This window comes from Paenibacillus sp. XY044, assembly GCF_002257645.1.
In the GTDB taxonomy this organism is placed as follows: domain Bacteria; phylum Bacillota; class Bacilli; order Paenibacillales; family Paenibacillaceae; genus Paenibacillus_AQ.
The window spans coordinates 77,224-101,715 of record NZ_NQMO01000003.1; the positions used below are offsets into that span (position 1 = coordinate 77,224).

Here is a 24,492-nt window from a genome sequence, read left to right on the forward strand (position 1 = left end):
AGGATACACTAATAGGAAAATTCAGGGAGTGTATCTAATGGATGAACAAGATCAGGTTCGGCAGTATGTCCGGCTGTTCGGGGAATGCTTTCGCGTTTTGTCCAAGTGGGTGAAGAGGGCTTTAATCGCGCTTGTTGTCATGCTGATATTGATGCAGGGTGCGCTTCACATCAAGGCGATCAGGCCGTACCTGTCTCCGGTGTACAAGCTTGACGGGATCCCTGTCAAAGAGCAGGATGTCAAGGATTGGAAGGAGTAAAATGGATGGACGTTTTTGCATCGGAATTGGTTGTGTGGTATAATTTTCTCGACGCAGGCAATGCCTGCTTTTTTCTTGAGGCTTATGTTTGAGGAGGAATGCCCCTTTGGTTAGGCAGGGGACAGAGGATAACTTGAGAATCAACATTGCAATCGATGGACCTGCCGGGGCCGGCAAAAGCACGATTGCCCGCCTGGTGGCGAGAGCCCTCTCGTACATATACGTGGACACAGGAGCCATGTATCGGGCCGTAACGTGGTTCATGATGGAGCAAGGAATTGGACCGGAATTTCCGGAAAAAGTGCTTCAACTCACCCAAAAGATGGTGATTGAATTAATACCCGGGGAAGACGGGCAAAAGGTTCTGGTCAACGGCGAAGATGTGACCCCTTACATCCGTTCTTTGCAGGTGAACGGGATGGTTTCCCAATACTCGCAAATTGAAGGAGTAAGACGCCGCCTCGTTGCCTTGCAGCAGCAGATGGCTCTGCACAAAGGCATAGTGATGGATGGACGAGATATCGGAACGACCGTGCTTCCAGATGCCGAAGTGAAGATTTTCATGACGGCAAGCGTCAAAGAGCGTGCTCTCCGCCGGTACAAGGAAATGAACGATGCAGAAGGATTGACATTGGAACAGCTTGAGAAGGATATCGAGAGACGTGACCGTCTGGACACAGAACGCGAAATTTCGCCGCTTCGCTGCGCCGACGACGCGATTGTCCTGGATACGACACACATAGATATACCTCAGGTTGTCGACACCATCGTTGATTACTGCAAAACGTACAGGGGTGGGGAGAAAAATTGAAGATTTACGTTTTTTGCCGGGATATCCTTAGGGCAATGTTCATCTTGCTGTTTCGCTTTGAAGCGGTCGGTACGGAGAATATCCCCCAAGAAGGCGGGGTGCTGCTCTGCTCCAATCACAAAAGTCTGCTCGATCCGATTTCCGTCGGGATCAAGGTGAAGCGGCAGGTCAAGTTCATGGCCAAAGAAGAATTGTTCAAGGTTCCTGTTTTGGGATGGCTGATCACCCAGTTCGGGGCTTTTCCCGTCAAGCGGGGAGGAGTCAGCAAGGAGTCCTTCAAGAAATCCATCTCCATTTTGCGTGGCGGTGAAATCATGGGCATCTTTCCGGTAGGAACCCGCTTTTCCGATACAGGTGCCGCCAAAAAAGGGGCTGCGATGTTTGCGCTCCGTGGCAATGCCGCCGTTGTGCCGGCCGCGATTCTTGGCGACTACAAGATTTTCAGGAAAATGAAAATCGTGTATGGACAACCTATCGCCATGGATGACCTTAAGAGCGGCGAGGTGGATGGCGATCCACTCGAGCTGGTTACAGAACGCATCATGGACCGGATCCATGAAATGGAGAAGACTGGCAGACCCTCGGGGAAATAACCGGGTTGTGCATGAACAAAAGCACTTATTGGAAACATATGATTCGTACTGCTTTTATGATGTTTTGAACTCTGCGTCAGCAGGTTTGAATAAATGGGTTTTTTTGAATTGAGGAGGGTATTGACATGTCGGAAGAAACGAAAAATCAAGAAACTGCAGAAGCGGTAAACCAAGAGGAATTGGATCAATTCGTATCCTTGAAAAAAGGGGACACCGTGAAAGGCACGATCGTCAAACTGGAGGACAACCAGGCTTATGTAAGCATTGGATATAAATATGACGGCGTCATTCCGGTCCGCGAACTGTCTTCCGTACACCTTGACAACGCATCTGAAGCGGTGCAGGTAGGTCAGGAAGTGGAATGCAAGGTTGTCAGCATCGACGACGAGAAAGAAAGACTTGTTCTTTCCAAACGCGCGATCGACAGCGAGAATGCTTGGGATGAGCTCGAGAAGCATTTTGAAGCTCAAGACGCATTCGAAGTTACCGTAGCTGACGTGGTAAAAGGCGGTCTCGTCGCAGACGTGGGCGCACGCGGATTTATCCCGGCTTCCATGGTAGAGCGTCATTTTGTTGAAGACTTCAGCGACTACAAAGGCCGCACGCTGCGCGTGAAGGTAAAAGAACTTGACCGCGAGAACAACAAAGTGATTCTGTCGCAAAAAGACGTTCTCGAAGAAGAGTTCGAAGCCAACAAGCTAAAAGTGATGGCTGATCTTCATGAAGGGCAAGAAATCGAAGGTACGGTTCAACGTCTGACTCAATTCGGCGCCTTTGTTGACGTGGGCGGCGTAGACGGACTGGTTCACGTATCCGAAATGGCTTGGCATCATGTGGATAAACCTTCCGACGTTGTGTCCGAAGGCGATCAAGTGAAGGTGAAAGTGCTCAAAGTGGATCCGGAAAAAGGCAAAATCAGCCTTAGCATCAAGGCTGCTCAGCCAGGACCATGGGAATCCGCTGCCGATCAGTTCCATATCGGCGATGTGGTAACTGGCGAAGTGAAACGCCTTGTCACTTTCGGTGCTTTCGTTGAGCTGGCACCAGGTGTCGAAGGACTTGTTCATATTTCGCAAATTTCCCATAAGCACATCGGCACACCGCAAGAGGTGCTGAAGGAAGGCCAAGAAGTTCAAGTGAAAATCTTGGATATCAATACTGCTGAAAAGCGCGTAAGCTTGAGCATCAAGGAAACTGAGGAGGCTCCTGCGGCAGCTCCAAGACAGGAGAGAGCGCCGAAGAGCAGCGTGCACAAGGACGAGCTGAAAGACAACCCGAACGTATCGCTCAGCAACCAAGGACTCAGCATTACACTCGGTGAACGTTTTGGAGACAAACTCAGCAAATTTAAATGATTTGGGCTTCCAAAATTGAAATCGGTGAACCCTTACACGGGTTTACCGATTTTTTTTTAGATTAGCCTTAGCGTGCTGACTTGAGGGCATCCGGATCTACGTATTCATCCGAAGAATAGCTGAAAAATTGACCATGCATGGTTCTTAGCATACTTTGGGAAAATACAATTATCATTCGGCTGTGCCTATGAAAGGTTAGCCAAAAGAATCGTTTTTTGCTATGATGATTATCGTAAGAATTGACAGGAGGAGTGAATATGGCAAGACCCGTAGTGGCAATCGTGGGCAGGCCTAATGTGGGGAAATCCACCATTTTCAACCGTTTGGTCGGGGACAGGCTGGCAATTGTAGAAGATAAGCCAGGTGTGACGCGTGACCGGATTTACAGCGTTTCCGAATGGAACGGCAAACCTTTCAGTGTCATTGACACGGGAGGGATTGAAATTGACGGTGACGATGTGATTCTGAAATCGATCCGTATGCAGGCTGAGCTTGCCATTGAAGAAGCCGACGTAATCGTCTTTATGTGCGATGCCAAGAGCGGCGTAACCCAATCTGACGAAGAAGTAGCCCAGATGCTTTTCCGTTCCGGAAAACCGATCGTGCTGGCCGTAAACAAAGTGGACAATCTGCAGCGGAATGACGACATTTACGAGTTTTACAGCCTCGGTTTTGGGGACCCGATTGCGATTTCCGGCAGTCACGGAACCGGAATCGGCGATCTTCTGGACGCTATTGTAGATATTTTGCCAGACCTGACGGATGACGAGTACGACGAGGACGTAATCCGAGTTGCATTGATCGGACGGCCGAATGTCGGCAAATCGTCGCTCGTGAATGCGATCCTTGGCGAAGAACGCGTCATTGTCAGCGATATCGCGGGGACGACCCGGGATGCCATTGACACTCCGTTTGAGCGGGATGGGCAGCGTTACGTGCTGATTGATACCGCCGGTATGCGCAAACGCGGAAAAGTATACGAAACGACCGAGAAGTACAGCGTCATGCGGGCGATGCGCGCCATCGAACGGGCGGATGTTGTGCTTGTGGTCATTAACGGCGAGGAAGGGATCATCGACCAGGATAAGCATATTGCTGGTTACGCTTACGAAGCCGGCAAAGCTTCCATTTTTGTGGTCAACAAATGGGATGCCGTCGAGAAGGATGACAAGACGATGCATCAATTCGAGAAGAAGATCCGCGATCACTTCCTGTTTATGACCTATGCGCCGATTCTGTTCTTGTCCGCCAAGACGAAGCAGCGGCTGCATAAGCTTCTGCCGGTCGTTCAGCATGTAGCCGAGCAGCATTCGCTGCGCGTGCAGACGCATCTGCTGAATGACGTCGTGTCCGATGCCGTGGCGATTAATCCGCCTCCGACGGACAAGGGGCGCCGTCTTCGCATCAACTATGCGACGCAGGTTGCGGTCAAGCCGCCGACGATGGTCATTTTCGTGAACGACCCGGAACTGATGCACTTCTCTTATGAGCGCTATTTGGAGAACAAGATCCGGTCTGCTTTTGATTTTGAAGGAACGCCTATACGTATCTTCACTCGGCGCAAATCGGATGAAAGTTAGGGGAGAATAGCTTGGTTCTACAGATCATCGCCATTATACTGAGTTACTTGCTCGGCTCCATCAGCTTCAGCGTCGTCCTTGCCAAGCTGCTGAAAGGGATTGACATCCGCCAGCATGGCAGCGGCAATGCGGGAGCGACGAATACGCTGCGGATTCTGGGGAAGGGACCGGCTGTTCTGGTCCTGGCGCTGGATGTCCTCAAAGGAATCGCTGCGGTCTGGATCGGTGTGTGGATGGGCGGAGGTGAGGCATGGGTTCCGGCATTGTGCGGAATCGGTGCCATTGCCGGGCATAACTGGCCGGTATATTTTCACTTTCGCGGAGGCAAGGGCATTGCGACGACTATTGGCGTCATGGCGACATTAAGCTTTCTGCCTGCATTGTATGCCGGCATTATTGCGATTCTGCTGATCGTGTTTACACGGTACGTGTCGCTGGGCTCGCTGGTTTTCGTAGCGCTTACCCCCGTATTTTTGCTCATTTTGGGTTATGCCTGGCCGATTTTTTGGACCAGTCTCATTATTTGTATATTTGCCTTCTGGAGACATCGGAGCAATATTGTGAAAATTCTTCAGGGCCGGGAAAACAAAATCGGATCCGGAGGGCCCAAAGGGGGTAAAGGGATTGTCAAGTAAAGTGGCTGTATTGGTCGCGGGCAGTTGGGGTACGGCTTTGGCCAGCGTGCTGGCCGCGAACCATCCCGAGGTTGTGTTGTGGAGTCGAAATCCGGAGCAAGTCAAGGAAATCAACGAGCAGCACACCAACAACCGTTATCTGCCTGGCGCTCAGCTGCCGGTCAATTTGAAAGCGACGAGCGATATGGGACAAGCGGTGTCGGGGGCGAAAGCGGTGGTCATCGTGGCCCCGTCCAAAGCGATGCGTCAGGTGGCGCGGGATTTAAGCGCTTATTGGCAGCAGGATATGCTCGTGATTCATGCGACGAAGGGGTTTGAGACCGAAACGCTGAAGCGGATGTCTACGGTCATCGCGGAAGAGCTTGGATGTGAAGAAGGAAGAATCGTAGTCATGTCCGGACCGAGCCATGCGGAGGAGGTCGTGAAACGGTGTCCGACCACCGTTGTAGTCGCATCGCTCACCGAGAGCGAAGCGGTCGCCGCGCAGGACTTGTTTATGAATTCAGACTTTCGCGTATACACCAACCGGGATATGGTCGGCGTAGAGCTCGCCGGAGCGCTGAAGAACATCATTGCTCTCGGCGCCGGCATGTCGGATGGGCTTGGCTTTGGAGACAACGCGAAAGCAGCGCTGCTGACACGCGGTCTGGCTGAAATCACCCGGATCGGCGTGGAAATGGGGGCGAATCCGCTCACATTCTCCGGCCTCGCGGGCGTTGGGGACTTGGTGGCCACGGCAACAAGCAAGCATAGCCGGAACTGGAGGGCAGGATGCATGCTCGGCCAAGGCAAAAACCTCGATGAGGTACTGGACTCGATGGGCATGGTAGTGGAAGGTGTCCGGACGACCCAGGCGGCGCATGACATCTCGAAAAAATACGGTGTTCAGATGCCGATCGCCGATCAGCTGTACCATGTGTTATTTATGAACCGGAATCCCCGCATCGCCGTTGAGGCGTTGATGGGCCGGGACCCGAAGACCGAAATGGAGACCATGAAGCTGGAAACTTGGGAGCAGTGGCACCGTTAATGCTTATTCACCTTTTTCCGCCCTTCCTCATATATTAGGGTTGAGGAATGCCGGAGGAGGGGAGAAGACATTGAGCAAAAACATTTCTAGGGATGCGCTGAAGGCGATCAATAAGAAAACGGGCAAAAACATCTCTGAAAGTGCCGTCAAAAAACTGGCCAGCACGGTTAAACCGTCAACCATGCAAAACGAAGCCCAGCTCCGTCAGCTGATTAAACAAGTATCCGCGATGGCCAACGTTCCCGTCAGCGAGGAAACCATCAAGGATATCATCAGCGCTGTGAAGAAAAGCGGGATGAATCCTGATAACATGGAAGCGTTGATGAAAATGATGATGAAGAAATAATCATATAGGTCAGACGATAAAAAGAGCATGAAGTCTTTGGGGCCGGAGGCTGCAGGGGCTTTTCGCTCTTTTTTTGTTTGGCAACAATCGTAATGCTGTCCCACTGTTAAGAAGGGGTCAAGGAAGCCATCCGCACGGCCTCACTTTGTGGGCTTATTTTGCGAAATTGGACAAGTTTCGTGTTATAATACGGTTAATGATGGAACAGATTGGAGAGTTTTAGCGTATGGATCCAATGACAAAAATGTGGGTATCCCTGATCGCCATCTTGATTATGGGACTATCCGTCTTTCTCATCACCTTCGCCCGGACCAAAACGAAGGGTGTCCTTCGAGGAGCACTCTCTCTGGTCGCATTTGTCATTATGGTGGTCGGATTTTTGGGCGGGATGGCAGCATTAATGTAGCAAAGGAACGGTGGATAACGAACATGGAAGCAGCACTACAGCTAATCGGAAGAACAATCGAGAAAACCGTCGTGCCTGAACCGGGCAAAAGTATTCTACAGCATGCGAAGGACAACAAAGTGGACTGGCAGCACCTCTGCACCCGCGGAACCTGTGCCCGCTGCCGCTGCCTGATTTCGGAAGGTGCGGAGCATCTGGAAGAACCGACGAAAGCGGAACACCTTCGACTCGACCCGGAGGAGTTTGACGAAGGCTATCGTTTGGGGTGCCAAGCCGTGGTCAAGACGGCGGGGAAAATCGTAGCCAGAAACAAAACCTATTTTTAAATGGATGGAAGATTGGAGTGTGTGCCGTGCAGATCCCAGCCGAATTACAGCAAGCCCTGCAGGACGCCTCTCACGCGCTGTCGCAAACCTCATCCTGCTGGTTAATTGGCGGAAGCTGCGGGCTTCTGCTGCAGGACGTCCAATTGGATAAACCGCCACGCGATATCGATATATACGCCGATTCGGCTTCCGTATCGGAGCTTCATCATGCCCTCGCAGGGTGGGCGGTGGATCAGCCGGTCCTGAGCGTTACGGATCAATACCGGTCCGTATTAAGCCATTATAAGATGAACCGTTACACGCTGGAACTCGTGGGAGGATTTGAGGTTCAGGCGGAGGGTTCGCAATACAAGGTTGAGATCAACCGCAGGCTGGCCCCAGCAGGCGTACAGGCGCAATTGAACTCAAACCGGTTTTCCCTGATGCCGCTGAGCCATGAGCTCCTGTTTAATGTGCTTCGGAATCGTGAGGACCGGTATACGGCGATTGCCGTAACCATGAGAGCAAATTTGCAAGAACATCTACCGCTGTTGGAGGTTCTGCTAAAGGACAACGCCTTTCAGGCAGGGCACGTACGGATGATTTCCCAACTGCTTCATGCCGAATCGTCAGCCAGATTTGCGGTAAACGGGCGGGATCCAGGCAGTGCCGGGCGGGAATGCCGATGAACCACAAGGTTACATTCGAGCCGTCGGGCAAAAGCGTTCTCGTCCGCGAAGGCATGTCCTTACTTCATGCGGCCAGGGAAGCAGGTGTATACATACCCACGCGGTGCGGGGGCAAAATGGGCTGTTTGATGTGCAAAGTTCAGGTTGGGGGTCCCAACGCCACGCAGCTCAGCCCTCCCGACGAGGCGGAGAAGCGCAAGCTCGGGTCCCTGATCCACAGCGGGACCAGACTGTCCTGTCAGGCCAGGGTGCGTGGACCGGTGACGGTGACTGTCCCGGAAGACAAACTGAAAGCGGCGGTCCGTAAGCAGCTGGAAGCGGCAAGAAACCGTGACCGGGAGGACGACCTGTGGTAGCCGCCGGGCTCAGCAAGAACGTTACAGGCTGCTTGATGTTACAATCGGCTTTATTATATGCAAAGGGTGATATTTGTTGAGGACACCGGCTTTGACCAACAAGATGATAGAGGGGGCCCGGAAGGCGGCCACGGCTGTCATGGTGCTGCTATTGATCATGACCGCCACAGCGTGCATGTATCCGGATCAGAAGAGCGGAGAAACGAGGGTATCGTACCGGGAAAGCGTAAAACGCATCCAGTCCGCTATGGACGATTTTCAAAAGGATCAGGGCATCCTGCCGCTCATCAATGCGGATGAGACGACGCCGCGTTTTGAAAAGTTCCGTATCGACCTGGACCAGCTCCAGAAGCGGGGCTATTTGGACGATATTCCGACGACCGCCTTTGAGAAAGGCGGAAGCGCATACTTCCTGGTACAGAATGAAGAGACCGACCCCACGGTAAAGGTGATGGATCTCGTCACGGTGCAAAAAATAAACGACGTGCAGCGGGCGGTTGATTTGTATAAATCCAAGCATGACGGGCAGCTTCCGGCCGGCGAAGAGTTATATCCCGGGATCCATGCCGTTGACCCGGATCTGGCCGGCACGAGTCAGATTGAGCTGAAGAGCGTGTATTCGGGTCAGGATATGAGCTTTATCATGGATGCCCAGGGTGTGGTTTACGCGGACTATGCGTTTGACATTATGCAGTTGATCGACAAGGAGGGCGTGAAACCGTCCAAAGACGAGGATTTACGAGATTACCTCCTCAAGTCTTCCGATTATGTGCCTGTTAAGTCGCTTCCTTACGTGTGGTCGGGCGATGCGCCGATTCCTAAGGCGGAGACGGGGACATCAAGCTAAGCGAATAGGATTGGATGAGAAAGCCCTGCTGGAAACAGCAGGGCTTTTTTCATGTTTGAACCTATCTTTTCTGGGTTCCCGCCGAGAAAACCAGAATCAACAATCGGAGCATCGGCCGCGCGGGTGTAGTTATTTTATGCTGCATGCTTCATATACATATTTATTCCTGCCTCGGCATATATCTGAGAGGGATGACGAGGGGCATGCGAATGAAGCAAGGATTATATGAATTTTATTCCGAATACCCGTCATATTGTTTTTGATAGGTACATACTATGATACTAGTCCAAATGCCTACGGAGTAACGCCGCTTTGCCGTTTCCCATCCTACCTGACTACCGGCGGCGGACTACTGACGACATTGTAAGGCTCATATCCGTTGCAATGGCTCGAGGCTCCAGATGGAACACGAAGCGGATGCTCTTAAAGCATTTTTCCTTCGGAGTAAATGAGGAGGGGATCTCTTTTGGAAAAAGTGGACATTTTTAAAGACATTGCCGAACGAACAGGCGGGGACATTTACCTGGGTGTCGTCGGCGCCGTCCGCACAGGAAAGTCAACGTTTATTAAAAGATTCATGGAAACAATCGTACTGCCGAACATTGCAAGCGAAGCTGACCGGGCCAGAGCGGTCGATGAGCTCCCGCAGAGCGCTGCCGGGAAAACGATAATGACGACCGAGCCGAAGTTTGTGCCGAACAATGCGGTGCAGCTGAAGGTCACCGAAGGTCTGGAAGTGAACATTCGACTTGTGGATTGCGTTGGTTACGCGGTGGAAGGCGCCAAAGGCTATGAGGACGAAAACGGTCCGCGCATGATTTCGACGCCATGGTTCGAGGAGCCGATTCCGTTTCAGGAGGCAGCCGAGATCGGCACACGCAAAGTCATTCAGGAGCATTCCACTTTGGGCGTCGTGGTAACGACGGACGGCACGATTGCCGAAATCCCGCGCGGGTCTTATGTGGAGGCTGAAGAGCGCGTCATCGCCGAGCTGAAGGAAGTCGGCAAGCCGTTTGTGCTGGTCATCAACTCCACGAAGCCGCGGAGCGAAGAAACGCTGCAGCTGCGCAACGAGCTCGCTGAGAAGTACGACATTCCGGTCATGGCGCTCAGTGCGGCAACGATGACGGAGGATGACGTAACCGGCGTCCTGCGCGAAGTGCTGTACGAATTCCCTGTGCACGAAGTCAACGTTAATCTGCCTAGCTGGGTTATGGTGCTGAACGAGAAACACTGGCTGCGCAATAACTATGAAAATTCCGTACGCGATACGGTCAAGGATATCCGCCGTCTGCGTGACGTGGACCGGGTGGTTTCCCAGTTCATGGACTATGACTTCATCAATCGTGCGGCGCTTAGCGGCATGAATATGGGTCAAGGGGTAGCCGAGATCGACCTGTTCGCTCCGGATGAACTGTACGATCAAATCCTGATGGAAGTGGTCGGCGTGGAAATCCGCGGCAAAGACCATCTGCTGCAGCTGATGCAGGAATTCTCGCACGCGAAGCGGGAGTACGACCGGTTTGCCGAAGCGCTCGAGATGGTCAAGACGACCGGTTACGGCATCGCAGCTCCTTCGCTGGCCGAAATGTCGCTCGATGAGCCGGAGCTGATCCGCCAAGGATCCCGCTTTGGGGTTCGCTTGAAGGCAACCGCACCTTCGATCCATATGATTCGCGTCGATGTGGAGTCGGAGTTCTCGCCGATCATCGGCACGGAGAAGCAGTCCGAGGAGCTCGTGCGCTATCTTATTCAGGACTTCGAAAACGATCCGATCAAGATTTGGGATTCAGACATTTTCGGCAGATCGCTGCATTCCATCGTACGGGAGGGCATTCAAGGCAAAATCGCTATGATGCCGGATAATGCGAGATATAAACTGCAGGAGACACTCGGACGCATTATCAATGAAGGCTCAGGCGGATTGATCGCGATTATTTTGTAAGCCATATAGAATTGGACGAAAACCGTAGGCAGGCGTTCCGCTTGCTTGCGGTTTTTTGCGTTTAGGAATATTACATGTGGCCGATATGAATTCCATTTGTATACATAAAAATAAGGAAATGGCTGCCTGGAGCACTATAAAATCGTAGTTTCAAGAGGATTTTTATGAAAAAAAGGAAGTATTTATACAAACTCTTAAAAACCTATTTACATACTTGGGTATAGGCTTTATATTAGGGTATAACATTTTAACATTGCAAAGCTTTTAAGGGGGAAGAGAGAAATGCGTTTAAGGGGTAAAAAAAGGGGTTTCGTATTGGCATCGGTACTGCTGGTACTGTCAATGGTGATGAGTGCCTGTGGTCATAACGCGCCGCCGGCGTCAGAATCGGGGAATGCATCCGGAGCAAATGCGGACAAGCCTCTTGCGGGCAAACGTGTTGCACTTATCATGGAGTTTAACACAGGAACGTTTTCCCAGCAATACGTCCAAGGGGTTACCGAAGAAGTAGAGAAATTCGGCGGAAAGCTGACGAAGTTCGTCGCCGCCAACGATAAAGCAAAAATGGCGTCCCTGCTGGATTCGGCCATTACGCAGCATTTTGACCTGATTCTGACCGACCACGGCGATTCGCTCCTCGAGCCGGGACTCCGCAAGGCGGTGGAGCAGAAGATCCCCGTCGTCGTCTTCGACGCTGACGTGAACGTTCCCGGTGCGACTGTGCTCTCTCAGGACGACCAGAAAATGGCTGACCTGACACTGCAGCAAATGAAGGAGGACATCGGCGGCAAAGGCAACATCGTCAAGGTATGGGTAGCCGGATTTGCACCGATGGAACGCCGTCAAGTCTCTTACGCAAAATTTATGAAAGAGAATCCGGATATCAAGGAAATCGCTACGTTCGGCACCGCGAATAACCCGGCACTAGACACGCAGACCCAGATGGAAGCGATTCTGAAGCAGTATCCGAAGGGTCAAATTTCGGCCGTATGGGCCGCTTGGGACGAGTTCGCCAAAGGGGCGGCACGCGCAATCCAGCAGGCCGGACGCGATGAAATCAAGGTGTATGGCATCGATATGAGCGACGAGGACCTGCAAATGATTCAGGATCCTAGTAACCCTTGGGTCGCATCAGCTGCCGTCGATCCAAAGGATATCGGCCGCATCCAGGTACGCTATGGCTACCAGAAGCTGCATGGGGATCAAACCGAGGACAAGGTCGTTCTGAATCCGGTGTATGTATCCCGCGACGCGCTTCCGAAAGAGCAAATTTCCACCACCGAGCTGTCTCAATACGTAGACGGCTGGGGTGCCAGCGAGCAAGGGCTTCAGGACTGGATGAACGAGTACAGCAAGTAATAGGAACCGGTTTTTCCGGCAAAAGCAAGTCTTAGGGGTGGTGCTGAGGCGCTGCCCCTTTTCAGGGTGTATGGGGTTAGCAAATGCTTCCCTTTGTGGGGTCAATTATTTCGGGGCTCCCCGCAAAGTACCTGAACAACATCCGAAGCTGCGCCTCACTTTGTGGGCTCATTATTGAAGGAGGAATGCCGTGTGACATCATCATTTCAGCTGGAAATGAGCGGAATCGGCAAACAATTTGGCGGAGTTCCTGCGCTGCATGCGGTGGACTTTACGGTTCACGGCGGTCAGATTCATGCCCTGCTCGGTGCCAACGGCGCCGGGAAGAGCACGTTGATGAAGATTCTGTCAGGTGCTTATCAGCCGGACAGCGGACGCATTGCGGCCAACGATACGGAGCTGCACATCACTTCTCCGGCCGCGGCCAAGCAGCACGGCATCCACTGTGTATATCAGGAGGTCGATTCGGCCCTCGTCCCGCAGCTGAGCGTCGCCGAGAACGTTATGCTGGACGCCCTGTCGTCGGGCCAGGGGAGTTTGTGGGTCAACTACCGGTCCATGGATAAGCAGGTCAAGGCCATTCTGTCCAGACTGGACGACAGCATCGACATCCATAAAAAGGTATATGAGCTTTCGCTCGCTCAAAAGCAGATCGTTCTGCTGGCCCGCATTTTGTCCCAGGACGCCAGGGTGATCATTTTCGACGAGCCGACCGCTCCGCTGAGCGACAGCGAATGCGAGGCTTTTTTCCGGATGATGCACTCGCTCAAGGACGCCGGTGTGGCGTGCATTTTTATTACGCATCGCCTGCCGGAGGTTCTGCAGCACAGCGATATGGTGACGGTGATGCGTGATGGAAGGAAGGTTCACACCGGCCCGACGCGGGAGATGACCGGGGAAGGCATTGTCGGGCATATGCTCGGCAAGACGTTTGAGGAGGAGTTTCCGAAAAAGGAAGCTGTAATCGGGGATGTGCTCCTCAAGGCCGAAGGCGTCAAGCGCGGACACAAAGTGCGGGGAGCGGATCTTGAGGTCCGCAGCGGCGAAATCGTGGCCGTCGTTGGCCTCGTCGGCGCGGGTAAAACCGAGCTCGCCCGGATTCTGAGCGGCGCGGATCAGCCGGACGAAGGCAGCATCCTTCTGAAAGGGAGGAAGCTGTCGCTTAAACAACCGGCGGATGCCGTGTCGGCGGGAATCGTCTCCATCCCGGAGGAACGCCGGAAAGAGGGGATCTTTATCCACGAATCGGTGGATTTGAACCTCTCCATTCCGGTGCTGGGCCAAGTCAGTAGACTGGGGTTCATCTCCCGCAAGAAGGAGAGGGCTTTATCCGCCAAAATGGTCGGCGCCCTCGGGGTCAAGGCTGCTTCCTGCAGCCAATTGGTGAAGTTCCTGAGCGGCGGCAACCAGCAGAAGCTGGCGATCGGCAAGTGGCTGGACAGCGGGGCCGAAGTTTTTATTTTTGACGAGCCGACCAAAGGGGTCGATATCGGGGCGAAAAGCGATATATTCCGCATCATCGGCGATTTGGCGGATGCCGGCAAGGGCATTTTGTATTTTACCTGCGAATTGGCAGAAGGACTGGGAATCGGCGATCGGATCGCCGTCATGAGCGGCGGAACCATCAGCAAAGTGTTTGCTCGGGGAGAAGCCTCGCAAGCCCAGCTCCTATATTATGCGAGCGGAGGCTTGGAGGAAGAGCATGAAGGATAAACTGTTAAACTTGGCGTTCCGGTACGGGGCGGTTGTCGTTATCATCGGGGTTATTGCATTTTTTTCGTTCAGACTGCCTTATTTTTTCACGTACGGTAACTTGTCGGACATTCTAGGCTCGATCACGATCGTGACCTTTGTGGCGATCGGGGTGACCTTGTCTCTGGTCGTGGACGGCTTTGACCTGTCGGTAGGTTCGACTGTGTCGCTGACGACCGTAGGCGCCGCGTCGCTGATGATATGGTATGAGATGCCGCTGTGGGTCGTCATCGTCGTGCCGCTGATCCTGGGTGCTGTCATCGGGCTCGTTAACGCATTCCTGATCGTCAAGCTGCGGATTCCGGATCTCCTGGCGACCCTTGCCGTGATGTACATCGTCGGCGGGATTCACAAAACCTATGCTGCGGGTTACACGATTTACAACCATATGGAATTTCCGGACGGCACCAAAGCACCCGGTGAAATGAGCGCCGCCTTCCTGCAGCTTGGGCAAGGCAAATGGTTCGGGATTCCGATTTCGGCCGTCCTCTTGCTGATCGCTGTCGCGCTTGTGCATATTTTTCTGACGCGCACCAAATACGGCCGTCAAATGTACGTCACGGGCGGCAATGAGGAAGCGGCACGTCTGTCCGGGATCAAGGTGAAAAGGGTGCGCACGCTGGCGTACGTCGCTTCAGGCGTGTTCGCCGCGATCGGCGGCATTATTTACGCCTCACGGGTCGGATCCGGTCAAATCGACGCGGGATCGCCGCTCTTGATGGAATCCGTGGCCGCGGTGTTCGTCGGTTTTTCGGTCTTCGGCGCCGGCAAGCCTAACGTCATCGGCACGTTTATCGGGTCGGTTCTGATCGGGGTGCTGGTCAACGGATTGACCATGATGAATTTGCAGTATTTTACACATGATATCGTCAAAGGGATCGTTCTTGTCCTCGCATTGGCTGTCACATTTTACGTTTTGAACCGCTCGAGAACGTAAAACTCTTGAAATTCTGCGGTTGCTGTATTACTATAAGTTTGTTCCGCGCCTGCGGCTGAATACGGTCTATATGGCGATTCTATCTGTAAATCTCACAGATGAACGTATATTTTACGGCAAAACGGAAAGATTGATAACATCGATTTATTATTTTGGGAGGTGAAATGATAGTGAACAAGTCCGAACTGATTTCCCAAGTAGCTGAAACGACAGAACTGTCCAAGAAGGATGCGACGAAAGCGGTTGACGCTGTATTCGAATCCATCGCACAGGCTCTGCAAAGCGGGGACAAAGTCCAACTCGTTGGATTTGGTAACTTTGAAGTGCGTGAGCGTTCCGCACGTAAAGGCCGCAACCCGCAAACCGGTGAAGAAATCGAAATCCCTTCGAGCAAAATTCCGGCATTCAAGCCTGGTAAAGCGCTCAAAGACGGAATTAAATAAGATTTCTACATATTCCATACGCAAGAAGAGGACCGTGACGCTCGTTCACGGCCTTTTCTTTTCTGTAGAGCCGACCTGTCCTTCTGAAGGATTGCCGTCTTCGTCCTTTTCCGAATAGGCAATCAGGATGACGGGAGCTCCCGTTAGCTGGCTCAGCTGCTGCTCGTATTCTCGTAGCTTGGAAATTTGCCCTTCCCGCAAGGGTGCCGGTTCATAATTGATCATGATCTCAACTCCTTGGACTTTATTACATGGGTAGTATGGCCATAGGATTTCAAAATAATAATACGCTGTGCGTAAGGCTGGTTGAAGAAAGGAGGATCATGCTATGGAAAATGCAGGGAATACAGGGAATAGCGATTTTATCGTGATCAAGGCGAAGGATCAAGGGGTGCAGGTCATCGGGCTGACCCGGGGCCAGGATACCCGTTTTCACCACACGGAGAAGCTCGATAAGGGCGAGGTGCTGATTGCCCAGTTTACGGACCATACCTCCGCCATTAAAATCCGTGGCAAAGCCGAGGTGTGGACGAAGCACGGAAGTCTCGAAAGTGACAGCTAACAGGAATGGGCTCAAGAAAATCTTTCCTGAATGCAAAATAGCTGCCGGTCATGGGATGGCAACGGCACTGAGCATAATCTGTACAAATGCAGGCATAGCCTGCTTTTTTTCGTTGTAGAATGAGGTATGGACAGCACGTGTCCGGACGAAACTAAGGGATACTATGACGATGGGAGGGCTGAACTTGAAACGATTTCTCATTCCAGGCCTGGTGCTTGCCGTTACGCTGGGCTCGGTCATCATCCTGCCTGCGCTGTATCATGCGGAGCATACATTTGCCCGGGAGCATCGGGCTTTGGCTGCATTCCATCCCCAGTCGGGCTGGACGCTCGAGAATGCGAATATCGTGGATGCGCTGGACAGCCTTCCCTTGACGCTGCCGATTCGCAAGGTGGAGTGGGAATCTCGTGTGCTGACGATCGACCTGAAGGTGGCCACACCGGAGGTGTCCGTGTCTGAAATCTACTCGAATATCGCCGAGATCCTTTCATTCAGCTTTGACGGTACTTCCAATGTCGACCAAATTCTCCTTCGGCTCGTCGCCGAAGATAAATGGCTCGGCACGCGACACCTGCTGCTGGCTGCCGATGTACGGCGGACGGAGTGGAATCCGGAGCTGAAGCAGGCGCTTGGCGAAGCCGGGGAAGGGCCGCTTGCGGACGACGTCAGAGCCCGCTTCCATCTCACTGAAACAAAACTGTGGAGGGACCGGTTTGATCCGCAGGAAAACGGGTAAAAAGAAGTAAGCATACCGTGCGTGGTCTGACAAGTTGTGCTATAATAAAAAAGATTGTGAACAAAAGTTCTTGCTCGCAACAGACGACATAGAAGTGAGAAAGTTATAGGCTCGGAGGCTGACGATGAAACCGTACCGCATACCCCAACTAGCAAAGAAATATGTCGATTACGACATGATCCAAACCCATACGGAGCTGCCGCCCTATCCGGATGCCCGTGTTCATCTTCTATATATTTTTCTGAACCAGGGAAGCCGCAAGCCTTCCGTGCATACAGAGCTGCTGGCACTAGTCACGTCGCTCGTTCAGATGGGTATTGACACGCATGAAACGATCGACACCATCCAGGGCAAACAGAACGAGGGAGAAATGCGTTCCCGTCAGCTTAAAGTGCTCGCCGGAGACTATTTCAGCAGCCGGTTCTATCAGCTTCTGTCCCATAAGGGGCAAATCGACGCCGTATCCACGCTGAGCGCGGCCATTTGCGATGTGAATATTTTGAAAATGAATCTGTACGGCAAAATGAAAAGCCTTCTCCTGTCAGCGGAGGAATACTTGCGGCAAAGAGTACAGCTGAATATGCAGCTGTTTCTTTCTTTCACCCCGTTTCTGGACGATTCGGTAAAGGAATTATGGAAATCGCTTCTCCGCGGTTTCAGCGAATGCGAGACGGTGGTTCGTGAAATGCAACTGAGCTCCGGCTCGGAGCCTTTTTTGTACAGCTATTCGTTCTGGCACATTCTGGATGTGGCCTCGGATGAAGACAAGCTGGCCCTGAAGGAAAACCGGGTTGAGCCGAAAGACTGGAAGAAGATGCTGCTCAAGTACAAGGTCGGAGAACACCTGGCGGATAAGCTGCAGCAAGCGGTTAACGGCGTGCAATCCATGCTGAAAATGGTTAAGGGAGACGGAATGTTCCGGGAGATCGGACAGGTGCTTGACCCGTTCCTCCGTCAGCTTAACACATCAGGATCCGCTGTAGGGGAGGGATTGGCGAGAGGATGAATACCAGCATGAGCGAACGGGACACGAAGGCGGATGACCAATACTCACATGTCCAATCCGTTTTTGAAAGCATTGCACCGAAGTACGATGTGATGAACGATATTTTGAGCTTTCGCAGGCATAAGGCCTGGCGGAAGTTTACGATGAAGAAGATGGCGATGAAAACCGGAGATACGGCCGTCGACCTCTGCTGCGGGACTTGCGACTGGACGCTGAGCATGGCGGAAGCCAGCGGCACGGGCCAGATGGTCGGTCTGGATTTTAGCCCGAACATGCTGAAGGTCGGCATGAGCAAAATCAAAGCCAGAAACCTCGAGGATCAGATTGCTCTGGTTCAGGGGGATGCCATGAATTTGCCGTTTGAGGATAACCGTTTTGACTACGCCACGATCGGCTTCGGTCTGCGGAACGTGCCTGACCTGGAGCAGGTGCTGAAAGAAATGCAGAGGGTCGTTAAGCCCGGAGGCATGGTCGTTTGCTTGGAACTGTCCAAGCCGACTTGGCAGCCTTTCAAAGGAATTTATTATTCTTACTTCAAGTATATACTGCCTGGACTCGGAAAGTTGTTGGCCAAAAGATATGAGCAGTACAAATGGCTGCCGGAATCGTTGGCTCTTTTCCCGGGAAGAGAGGAACTGGCAAGCATATTCCGCAGCATCGGTCTTCAGAATGTCGAAGCCTATCCCCTGACTGGCGGCATCGCAGCATTACATATTGGGATCAAGGAGAATCGGCATGTTTAAGAAAATCGGCATCTTTCTAGAAATGATCAAAATTGAACACACCTTATTTGCGTTACCGTTTGCGTTTATGGGCGCGATCCTCGGATCGGTCGTCGTAAACGGACACCTTCCATCATGGGCCCAGATCGGCTGGGTCCTGTTAGCCATGTTCGGGGCCAGAAGCGCTGCCTTCGGCCTGAACCGGATGATCGACCAGGTGATCGACAAGAATAACCCACGCACGGCGAACCGGGCCATTCCGGCAGGGCTGCTGAAGAGCGCGGAAGTTATTCTGTTTACGGTCGTTTGCTTCCTGCTTCTGCTGTGGGCGGCCTATGAGCTGTCTCCGCTGGCTCTTAAGCTGCTTCCGATCGCCGTGTTTTTTCTCGTCATTTATTCCTACACGAAGCGGTTTACATGGCTCTGCCATCTCGTGCTCGGCCTGACGATCGCTCTGGCGCCGCTCGGCGGCTGGGTGGCCGTGACCAACGAAATCGACTGGCCGTCCATCGTGCTGTACCTGTCGGTCGCATTCTGGACCGCCGGCTTTGATATCATCTATGCGATTCAGGACATCGACTTTGACCGAAAAGAAGGACTGTACTCCATTCCTGCGCGCTTTGGCGTCCGCAAGTCGCTGCTGATCGCACGGTATTTTCATTTCATTACCGCGATCGGATTCGTCATCTTGTTCCTTACGACCGAGCTGAGCTGGTGGTATTTCGGCGGCATGCTGATCGCTTATATTATTCTCTTCTACGAGCATTTTATTTTGTCCCCGAATGACATGAGCAAACTGCAGGTTGCCTTCTTTACGATGAACAGCGTCCTCAGCATTCTCGTATTCGTGTTCACCCTGATCGATTTGGTGGTGCAGTACCTATGATGCAGACGGAGAGCAAGAGAAGAAGCTGGGTCGTCGGGATTACCGGCGCCAGCGGGTCGGTGTATGGTGTTCGGCTAACGGAGGTTCTGCTAAAGCAGGGCTATGACGTACACATCGTCGTCTCGAATGCCGGTTGGCGGGTGCTCGGCGAAGAGCTCGGCTGGAAGACAGCCCAACGGGAGCTTATCCTAAAGGAGAAATTCGGTGGTCATCCGGGCAGTGTCTTTTATCATCCGGTAGCGGATATCGGAGCAACGATTGCCAGCGGCTCCTATCAGGTGGAAGGTATGGTGATTGCGCCATGCTCGATGGGCACGCTGTCCGCTGTGGCAAACGGATCGTCCGACAATTTGATGACCCGCGCCGCAGACGTCATGCTTAAAGAAGGGCGGCCTCTTATTTTGGTGCCACGCGAAACGCCGCTGCATGCCATTCATCTGGAAAATATGCTGAAGCTCGCCAGGCTCGGAGTGAAAATGATTCCGGCGATGCCGGCTTTTTATTTCCACCCCCGGACGATTGAGGACTTGATCGACTTCCAGGTGGGAAAGATGCTGGACATGATGCGGATCGAGCACGAGCTGTTCCGGCGATGGGACGGCGGGCTGGCCGGACAGACGAAATCTGCGGAAGGGTCCGGGACCAAAGAATAGACAGGCCTCCAAACCCATTCGGGCAGTCGGGATAGTATGCTATGATTTGATTAGGATGAAAATGAATGGAAGAACGCCAGTGCTCTTTGTTTCTGCTATGCGGGCCATGCTCAAGCCGACAAGTTGAACATGAACGGACAGAGAAATGCGGAGTAACAATACGCTGATACGGGTGAAGGAATGAAGAGATTAGACATATTCGGCTTACTGAAAAAAGATATGAATCAAATCGAACAAGAGCTCTTTCGCAGCATTGAGGGCGATCACGAGCTGCTGAACGAGACGTCCATGCATCTGCTGAAGGCAGGCGGAAAGCGGCTGCGCCCGGTGTTCGTGCTGATGGGGGGCAAGTTCGGCAGCTATGATCTGGACAAGCTGAAGCATGTGGCCGTTCCCCTCGAGCTGATTCACATGGCCTCCTTGGTGCACGACGACGTCATTGACGACGCCGAGACCCGCCGCGGCCAGTTGACCGTCAAGTCCAAGTGGGATAATAAAATCGCGATGTACACAGGGGACTACATTTACGCCCGGGCGCTGCTGCTGGCAACAAAGCTGGAGAACCCGAAAATTCACCAAATCCTCTCCAAAGCGATGGTCGAGATGTCCATCGGGGAAATGGAGCAGATTCGGGACTTCTTCAATACGGATCAGAGCATCCGGCGTTACTTGCTCCGTATTCGGCGTAAAACCGCCCTGTTGATCGCCATCAGCTGCCAGCTCGGAGCGGTAGCCGCAGATGCAGATCCGAAGGTGGGTAACCTGCTCTACCGTTACGGCTACAATGTGGGGATGGCCTTTCAAATTCAGGACGACCTCCTGGATCTGTGCGGAACGGAAAAGCAAATCGGCAAACCGCCGGGAAGCGATATCCGGCAGGGCAATATTACGCTGCCTGTGCTGTATGCCCTGCAGGATGAAGCGGTCCGGGAACCGCTGCTGAAGGAAATTGCCGTCATCCGGGAACACAACGGGGAATGCGACGTTTCCGCGGCGGTCTCGCTGATCAAATCGAGCAAGGGCATTGCCCGGGCGGAAGAGCTGGCTACCCGCTATATCAACAAGGCGCTTGACGCGCTCGACCGGCTTCCGAACCAGAAAACGAAGAAAAATTTGCGCGATATCGCCCATTTTGTGACCAAACGTTCATATTAATACTTCCGCTGATCCGACTTTCTGTTTACAATACGAATCATAACTATGTACAACATACGCAATGACTTGAGGAAAATGGAGAGTGAGTTTATGGAACGAACTTTTTTGATGATCAAGCCTGATGGAGTGCAGCGTGGTTTAATCGGTAAAATTATCGGCAGGTTGGAAGACAAAGGCTTCAAAATGGTAGCCGGCAAGCTGGTGCAGGTGTCGGACGAGCAGGCCAAGCGGCACTACGCGGAGCATGAGGGCAAGGATTTCTATGATAACCTGGTCAAGTTCATCACGTCCGGCCCGGTGTTCGCCATGGTATGGGAAGGGGATAACATCATCCAATTGTCCCGCATTCTGATGGGCAAAACCGATGTTACGGAAGCTCTGCCTGGCACCATCCGCGGGGACTACGCTTCCCATACGCCCCATAATCTGATTCACGGCTCGGATTCACCGGAGAGCAGTGCGCGCGAAATCGCCAATTTCTTCGAAGCGCATGAACTGGTGAACTACGACCGCAGCATTACGCCGTGGATGTAAGGCCAGTTTTATATCGTGGCGGCGCGTCGGAAGAGCCAGGGACGCCCGACCCGGATTACATAGCATTTATCCAGAATATTAAGCGAAGCACGGGGATCGATCTCTCGGATTATAAGGAAGCCCAAATGAAGCGGCGGCTGACGACGCTCAGGGCAAAGAACGGATACGATAGTTTTACGGCATTTTTCGATGCGCTGCAAAAGGATAAGCGCTTGTTTCATGAGTTTCTGGACCGGATGACGATCAACGTGTCGGAGTTTTGGCGCAATCCGAATCGCTGGGAAGTTCTGCGGGACGTGATCCTTCCGGAGCTGAACGCAGGTGCGCGGTCGAGACTCAAGGTATGGAGCGCAGCTTGTTCCACGGGAGAGGAGCCCTACACACTGGCTATGATTTTGGACGGCAAGGGGCTGCTGCAGACGAGTACGCTGATCGCCACCGACATCGACGAGGGAGCACTGGCCAAGGCGAAGCAGGGCTTGTACCTCGAGCGCTCCCTGAAGGACGTGCCGGACGACGTTGCTGCCCGGTATTTTTCCCAGGAAGGACCGATGTACAAGTTCAGCGAAGGGCTCAAGGCAAACGTCCAATTCGGTAAGCAGAATCTGCTGACCGACACGTTTGAGCAGAATCACGACCTCATCGTCTGCCGCAATGTGATGATTTATTTTACGGAAGAAGCCAAAGCCAAGCTTTACCATAAATTTGCCACTGCCCTTCGTCCAGGGGGATATCTCTTTGTGGGAAGCACCGAGCAAATCTTTACACCAGGCCAATACGGCCTCGAGCCGACCGAAACCTTTTTTTACCGGAAAAAGGCGGACGGATAAGGCGTCAAGGTATATTCAAACCTTCTCTTTGCGATACTACGATTATATTACGGCATCAGACAAAGCGGAGGTTTGTATATCATGGATAAAAGAAAGGTAATTACCGCCTATAAGCGCGGGTTTATTACCATTCAGGAGTGCGGACAGATTCTGGGCATCGAAAGCGTCCAGCTGAGCCGCCTGATACAGGATTCGTTAGAAGGTCAAAAGAACACGCAGCGTAGCAGCCATCCGGTCAGCCGATAGGCGGGGAGAAGCTGCGCTAATAAATCACCGCACTTTCTTAAGGAAATGCGGTGCTTTTTTTTGCTTGTTACGGACTTTCGGAAGACCGTGCAAAGGAACTGAATCCGCAATCGAAGAGAATCTCCCGGCTTTTACAGGTTGATTTTAGATAAAATGAACTTAAGTTTATCCTCGCTCCTCCTTGACTACATTTGGATACAGGAGAAGCGCTTTCCCTTACTTTAGTTGAATTATATATAGATGTAGGGGTTTCTTGTCAAAGCGTGGCAGCTATACTATAATGGGCAAAGATATCTGCGGATTTTAGCCAGTTAATGTTCAACAGTTTAAAGGGGGAAAGCACCATGAGTATACGCTACTTAACGGCGGGGGAGACGCACGGACCTCAACTCACGGCCATTATCGAAGGATTACCGAGCCAGTTGAAACTGGACTTTGAAGCCATCAATTTTCAGCTTGCACGCAGACAGAAGGGGCATGGACGCGGGCGGCGCATGCAAATCGAGAAGGATACGGCGAACATTGTCGGCGGTGTCCGGCACGGATATACGACGGGAGCACCCGTCGCCATCGTGGTGGAGAACAAGGACTGGGCCAGCTGGAGCAACATTATGAACGTGGAGCCGATCGAAGGGTCGGATGAAGAGAAACGCCGCGTTCACCGTCCCCGTCCGGGACATGCCGACCTGAACGGCGGCCTGAAATATAATCATAAGGACCTGCGGAACGTACTGGAGCGCTCCAGTGCACGCGAGACGGCGGCACGCGTTGCCTGCGGGGCGATCGCACGCCAGTTTCTCGAAGCTTTCGGCATTAAAGTTGCCGGTCAGGTGATCCGGATCGGCGAGATTGAAGCGCCTGCCAACAACCTGAGCGTAGATGAACTGATCGAGCGCACGGAGGCTTCTTCGGTTCGGGTGGTGGATCCCGAAACCGAAGCGAAGATGGAAGCCTATATCGACGAAATCAAGAAAGAAGGCGATTCCATCGGAGGGATCGTGGAGTGCGTCGTTGAGGGCGTTCCGGTCGGTCTTGGCAGCTACGTGCAGTACGACCGCAAGCTGGACGGACGGATCGCTCAGGCGGTCATGTCGATCAACGCGTTCAAGGGCGTTGAGATCGGGATCGGATTTGAGGCAGGCGTGCTGCGCGGCTCCCAGGTTCATGACGAGATCCTGTACGAGGAAGGCAAGGGATATACCCGGGCCAGCAACCGCTTGGGCGGCTTTGAAGGCGGCATGACCAACGGTATGCCGGTCGTCGTCCGCGGCGTCATGAAGCCGATTCCGACGCTGTACAAACCGCTGCAGACCGTGGACATTGACACGAAAGAGCCGTACACCGCTCAGGTAGAGCGTTCGGACGCCTGCGCCGTTCCTGCGGCGAGCGTGGTGATGGAGCACGTGGTCGCCTGGGAAATCGCCAAGGCGTTCCTGGAGAAGTTCGGCGGGGATTCCATGGACGAAATCAAAGCCAACTATGAAAACTACCTGGCCCAAGTGGAGAGGTACTGA

At 52.8% G+C, this 24,492-nt stretch carries 30 protein-coding genes; 29 read left to right on the forward strand and 1 reads right to left on the reverse strand.

All coding sequences use genetic code 11. The features are described 5' to 3' along the window. The first annotated feature begins 37 nt into the window (after positions 1-37). The 18 genes from CJP46_RS14020 to CJP46_RS14105 all read left to right on the forward strand — a co-directional run bounded on the left by CJP46_RS14020 (position 38) and on the right by CJP46_RS14105 (position 15,648). Positions 38-259: a hypothetical protein gene (locus CJP46_RS14020; RefSeq protein ID WP_094596242.1), complete on the forward strand. Its 222-nt coding sequence runs from the start codon at positions 38-40 to the stop codon at positions 257-259. Positions 260-365: 106 nt separating this feature from the next. Further along, on the forward strand, positions 366-1,070 hold the full coding sequence (cmk, locus tag CJP46_RS14025; protein WP_094596243.1) for a (d)CMP kinase: 705 nt from the start codon (positions 366-368) through the stop codon (positions 1,068-1,070). Positions 1,071-1,105: 35 nt separating this feature from the next. Beyond that, entirely contained in the window at positions 1,106-1,663 is a 558-nt protein-coding gene (locus tag CJP46_RS14030; RefSeq protein WP_094596862.1) for a lysophospholipid acyltransferase family protein, read from the forward strand. A 125-nt stretch (positions 1,664-1,788) separates the two neighbouring features. Then, positions 1,789-3,018, forward strand: a complete 1,230-nt coding sequence (gene rpsA, locus CJP46_RS14035) for a 30S ribosomal protein S1 (protein WP_094596244.1) — start codon at positions 1,789-1,791, stop codon at positions 3,016-3,018. A 257-nt stretch (positions 3,019-3,275) separates the two neighbouring features. Continuing rightward, positions 3,276-4,598 carry a ribosome biogenesis GTPase Der gene (gene der / locus CJP46_RS14040; RefSeq protein WP_094596245.1) on the forward strand — a complete coding sequence of 441 codons (1,323 nt, stop codon included), beginning with the start codon at positions 3,276-3,278 and terminating at the stop codon, positions 4,596-4,598. An 11-nt stretch (positions 4,599-4,609) separates the two neighbouring features. Beyond that, positions 4,610-5,233: a glycerol-3-phosphate 1-O-acyltransferase PlsY gene (gene plsY / locus CJP46_RS14045; RefSeq protein ID WP_094596246.1), complete on the forward strand. Its 624-nt coding sequence runs from the start codon at positions 4,610-4,612 to the stop codon at positions 5,231-5,233. Continuing rightward, entirely contained in the window at positions 5,223-6,263 is a 1,041-nt protein-coding gene (locus tag CJP46_RS14050; RefSeq protein ID WP_094596247.1) for an NAD(P)H-dependent glycerol-3-phosphate dehydrogenase, read from the forward strand. The genes plsY and CJP46_RS14050 overlap by 11 nt, the downstream gene beginning before the upstream one ends. 70 nt (positions 6,264-6,333) lie before the next feature. Next, a complete protein-coding gene (locus tag CJP46_RS14055; RefSeq protein WP_094596248.1) occupies positions 6,334-6,609 on the forward strand; it encodes a stage VI sporulation protein F in 276 nt (91 codons plus the stop codon). 226 nt (positions 6,610-6,835) lie between these two features. Continuing rightward, a complete protein-coding gene (locus CJP46_RS14060; protein WP_076170084.1) occupies positions 6,836-7,015 on the forward strand; it encodes a DUF2768 family protein in 180 nt (59 codons plus the stop codon). 23 nt (positions 7,016-7,038) lie between these two features. Continuing rightward, positions 7,039-7,341 carry a 2Fe-2S iron-sulfur cluster-binding protein gene (locus CJP46_RS14065; protein WP_089548059.1) on the forward strand — a complete coding sequence of 101 codons (303 nt, stop codon included), beginning with the start codon at positions 7,039-7,041 and terminating at the stop codon, positions 7,339-7,341. Positions 7,342-7,367: 26 nt separating this feature from the next. Continuing rightward, positions 7,368-8,009 carry a hypothetical protein gene (locus CJP46_RS14070; protein ID WP_094596249.1) on the forward strand — a complete coding sequence of 214 codons (642 nt, stop codon included), beginning with the start codon at positions 7,368-7,370 and terminating at the stop codon, positions 8,007-8,009. Further along, a complete protein-coding gene (locus CJP46_RS14075; RefSeq protein ID WP_094596250.1) occupies positions 8,006-8,365 on the forward strand; it encodes a 2Fe-2S iron-sulfur cluster-binding protein in 360 nt (119 codons plus the stop codon). The genes CJP46_RS14070 and CJP46_RS14075 overlap by 4 nt, the downstream gene beginning before the upstream one ends. 76 nt (positions 8,366-8,441) lie before the next feature. Beyond that, positions 8,442-9,212, forward strand: coding sequence for a DUF3939 domain-containing protein (locus CJP46_RS14080; protein WP_256992343.1), 771 nt, complete (start codon positions 8,442-8,444; stop codon positions 9,210-9,212). 466 nt (positions 9,213-9,678) lie between these two features. Then, positions 9,679-11,157, forward strand: coding sequence for a stage IV sporulation protein A (spoIVA, locus tag CJP46_RS14085; RefSeq protein ID WP_094596251.1), 1,479 nt, complete (start codon positions 9,679-9,681; stop codon positions 11,155-11,157). Positions 11,158-11,439: 282 nt separating this feature from the next. Further along, positions 11,440-12,516 carry a sugar ABC transporter substrate-binding protein gene (locus tag CJP46_RS14090; RefSeq protein ID WP_094596252.1) on the forward strand — a complete coding sequence of 359 codons (1,077 nt, stop codon included), beginning with the start codon at positions 11,440-11,442 and terminating at the stop codon, positions 12,514-12,516. Positions 12,517-12,732: 216 nt separating this feature from the next. Continuing rightward, complete coding sequence (locus tag CJP46_RS14095; protein ID WP_094596864.1) at positions 12,733-14,229, forward strand: sugar ABC transporter ATP-binding protein; 1,497 nt, start codon at positions 12,733-12,735, stop codon at positions 14,227-14,229. Then, a complete protein-coding gene (locus tag CJP46_RS14100) occupies positions 14,219-15,205 on the forward strand; it encodes an ABC transporter permease (RefSeq protein ID WP_094596253.1) in 987 nt (328 codons plus the stop codon). The genes CJP46_RS14095 and CJP46_RS14100 overlap by 11 nt, the downstream gene beginning before the upstream one ends. A 170-nt stretch (positions 15,206-15,375) precedes the next feature. Continuing rightward, positions 15,376-15,648: an HU family DNA-binding protein gene (locus tag CJP46_RS14105; protein WP_094596254.1), complete on the forward strand. Its 273-nt coding sequence runs from the start codon at positions 15,376-15,378 to the stop codon at positions 15,646-15,648. Between the two features lie 45 nt (positions 15,649-15,693). Here the strand turns inward: CJP46_RS14105 and CJP46_RS14110 are convergent, their stop codons facing one another. After that, positions 15,694-15,873 (reverse strand): hypothetical protein, encoded by a 180-nt coding sequence (locus CJP46_RS14110; protein WP_094596255.1) that lies wholly within the window; start codon positions 15,871-15,873, stop codon positions 15,694-15,696. Between the two features lie 103 nt (positions 15,874-15,976). Here CJP46_RS14110 and mtrB point away from each other — a divergent pair, with 103 nt between their 5' ends. From mtrB to aroC, 11 genes are all read left to right on the forward strand, one after another. Next, positions 15,977-16,210 carry a trp RNA-binding attenuation protein MtrB gene (mtrB, locus tag CJP46_RS14115; RefSeq protein WP_094596256.1) on the forward strand — a complete coding sequence of 78 codons (234 nt, stop codon included), beginning with the start codon at positions 15,977-15,979 and terminating at the stop codon, positions 16,208-16,210. Positions 16,211-16,394: 184 nt separating this feature from the next. Further along, positions 16,395-16,946 (forward strand): hypothetical protein, encoded by a 552-nt coding sequence (locus tag CJP46_RS14120; protein ID WP_094596257.1) that lies wholly within the window; start codon positions 16,395-16,397, stop codon positions 16,944-16,946. A gap of 124 nt (positions 16,947-17,070) precedes the next feature. Then, a complete protein-coding gene (locus CJP46_RS14125) occupies positions 17,071-17,952 on the forward strand; it encodes a heptaprenyl diphosphate synthase component 1 (RefSeq protein ID WP_094596258.1) in 882 nt (293 codons plus the stop codon). 8 nt (positions 17,953-17,960) lie between these two features. Beyond that, a complete protein-coding gene (locus CJP46_RS14130) occupies positions 17,961-18,695 on the forward strand; it encodes a demethylmenaquinone methyltransferase (RefSeq protein ID WP_094596865.1) in 735 nt (244 codons plus the stop codon). Next, entirely contained in the window at positions 18,688-19,560 is an 873-nt protein-coding gene (locus CJP46_RS14135; RefSeq protein ID WP_094596259.1) for a UbiA-like polyprenyltransferase, read from the forward strand. Before CJP46_RS14130 ends, CJP46_RS14135 begins: the two co-directional genes overlap by 8 nt. After that, entirely contained in the window at positions 19,560-20,213 is a 654-nt protein-coding gene (locus tag CJP46_RS14140; RefSeq protein ID WP_373558005.1) for a UbiX family flavin prenyltransferase, read from the forward strand. The genes CJP46_RS14135 and CJP46_RS14140 overlap by 1 nt, the downstream gene beginning before the upstream one ends. Before the next feature lie 180 nt (positions 20,214-20,393). Further along, positions 20,394-21,368, forward strand: a complete 975-nt coding sequence (locus tag CJP46_RS14145) for a polyprenyl synthetase family protein (RefSeq protein ID WP_094596261.1) — start codon at positions 20,394-20,396, stop codon at positions 21,366-21,368. A 90-nt stretch (positions 21,369-21,458) separates the two neighbouring features. Further along, the gene (ndk, locus tag CJP46_RS14150) at positions 21,459-21,902 is read left to right on the forward strand and encodes a nucleoside-diphosphate kinase (protein ID WP_094596262.1); all 444 of its coding nucleotides are present in this window, start codon (positions 21,459-21,461) and stop codon (positions 21,900-21,902) included. Beyond that, positions 21,893-22,732 (forward strand): CheR family methyltransferase, encoded by an 840-nt coding sequence (locus CJP46_RS14155; protein ID WP_306431047.1) that lies wholly within the window; start codon positions 21,893-21,895, stop codon positions 22,730-22,732. Before ndk ends, CJP46_RS14155 begins: the two co-directional genes overlap by 10 nt. A gap of 81 nt (positions 22,733-22,813) precedes the next feature. Further along, positions 22,814-22,978 (forward strand): hypothetical protein, encoded by a 165-nt coding sequence (locus CJP46_RS36535; RefSeq protein ID WP_179281169.1) that lies wholly within the window; start codon positions 22,814-22,816, stop codon positions 22,976-22,978. Positions 22,979-23,322: 344 nt separating this feature from the next. Continuing rightward, the gene (gene aroC / locus CJP46_RS14160; RefSeq protein ID WP_094596263.1) at positions 23,323-24,492 is read left to right on the forward strand and encodes a chorismate synthase; all 1,170 of its coding nucleotides are present in this window, start codon (positions 23,323-23,325) and stop codon (positions 24,490-24,492) included.

Bases quoted from the DNA above. Each gene is read 5' to 3' on its own strand.
- CJP46_RS14020 (WP_094596242.1), top strand. From the start codon at position 38: ATGGATGAACAAGATCAGGTTCGGCAGTATGTCCGGCTGTTCGGGGAA.
- CJP46_RS14030 (WP_094596862.1), top strand. From the start codon at position 1,106: ATGTTCATCTTGCTGTTTCGCTTTGAAGCGGTCGGTACGGAGAATATC.
- rpsA (WP_094596244.1), top strand. From the start codon at position 1,789: ATGTCGGAAGAAACGAAAAATCAAGAAACTGCAGAAGCGGTAAACCAA.
- der (WP_094596245.1), top strand. From the start codon at position 3,276: ATGGCAAGACCCGTAGTGGCAATCGTGGGCAGGCCTAATGTGGGGAAA.
- CJP46_RS14060 (WP_076170084.1), top strand. From the start codon at position 6,836: ATGGATCCAATGACAAAAATGTGGGTATCCCTGATCGCCATCTTGATT.
- CJP46_RS14065 (WP_089548059.1), top strand. From the start codon at position 7,039: ATGGAAGCAGCACTACAGCTAATCGGAAGAACAATCGAGAAAACCGTC.
- CJP46_RS14075 (WP_094596250.1), top strand. From the start codon at position 8,006: ATGAACCACAAGGTTACATTCGAGCCGTCGGGCAAAAGCGTTCTCGTC.
- CJP46_RS14090 (WP_094596252.1), top strand. From the start codon at position 11,440: ATGCGTTTAAGGGGTAAAAAAAGGGGTTTCGTATTGGCATCGGTACTG.
- CJP46_RS14095 (WP_094596864.1), top strand. From the start codon at position 12,733: ATGAGCGGAATCGGCAAACAATTTGGCGGAGTTCCTGCGCTGCATGCG.
- CJP46_RS14100 (WP_094596253.1), top strand. From the start codon at position 14,219: ATGAAGGATAAACTGTTAAACTTGGCGTTCCGGTACGGGGCGGTTGTC.
- CJP46_RS14110 (WP_094596255.1), bottom strand. From the start codon at position 15,873: ATGATCAATTATGAACCGGCACCCTTGCGGGAAGGGCAAATTTCCAAG.
- mtrB (WP_094596256.1), top strand. From the start codon at position 15,977: ATGGAAAATGCAGGGAATACAGGGAATAGCGATTTTATCGTGATCAAG.
- CJP46_RS14125 (WP_094596258.1), top strand. From the start codon at position 17,071: ATGAAACCGTACCGCATACCCCAACTAGCAAAGAAATATGTCGATTAC.
- CJP46_RS14130 (WP_094596865.1), top strand. From the start codon at position 17,961: ATGAGCGAACGGGACACGAAGGCGGATGACCAATACTCACATGTCCAA.
- CJP46_RS14135 (WP_094596259.1), top strand. From the start codon at position 18,688: ATGTTTAAGAAAATCGGCATCTTTCTAGAAATGATCAAAATTGAACAC.
- CJP46_RS14140 (WP_373558005.1), top strand. From the start codon at position 19,560: ATGCAGACGGAGAGCAAGAGAAGAAGCTGGGTCGTCGGGATTACCGGC.
- CJP46_RS14145 (WP_094596261.1), top strand. From the start codon at position 20,394: ATGAAGAGATTAGACATATTCGGCTTACTGAAAAAAGATATGAATCAA.
- ndk (WP_094596262.1), top strand. From the start codon at position 21,459: ATGGAACGAACTTTTTTGATGATCAAGCCTGATGGAGTGCAGCGTGGT.
- CJP46_RS36535 (WP_179281169.1), top strand. From the start codon at position 22,814: ATGGATAAAAGAAAGGTAATTACCGCCTATAAGCGCGGGTTTATTACC.
- aroC (WP_094596263.1), top strand. From the start codon at position 23,323: ATGAGTATACGCTACTTAACGGCGGGGGAGACGCACGGACCTCAACTC.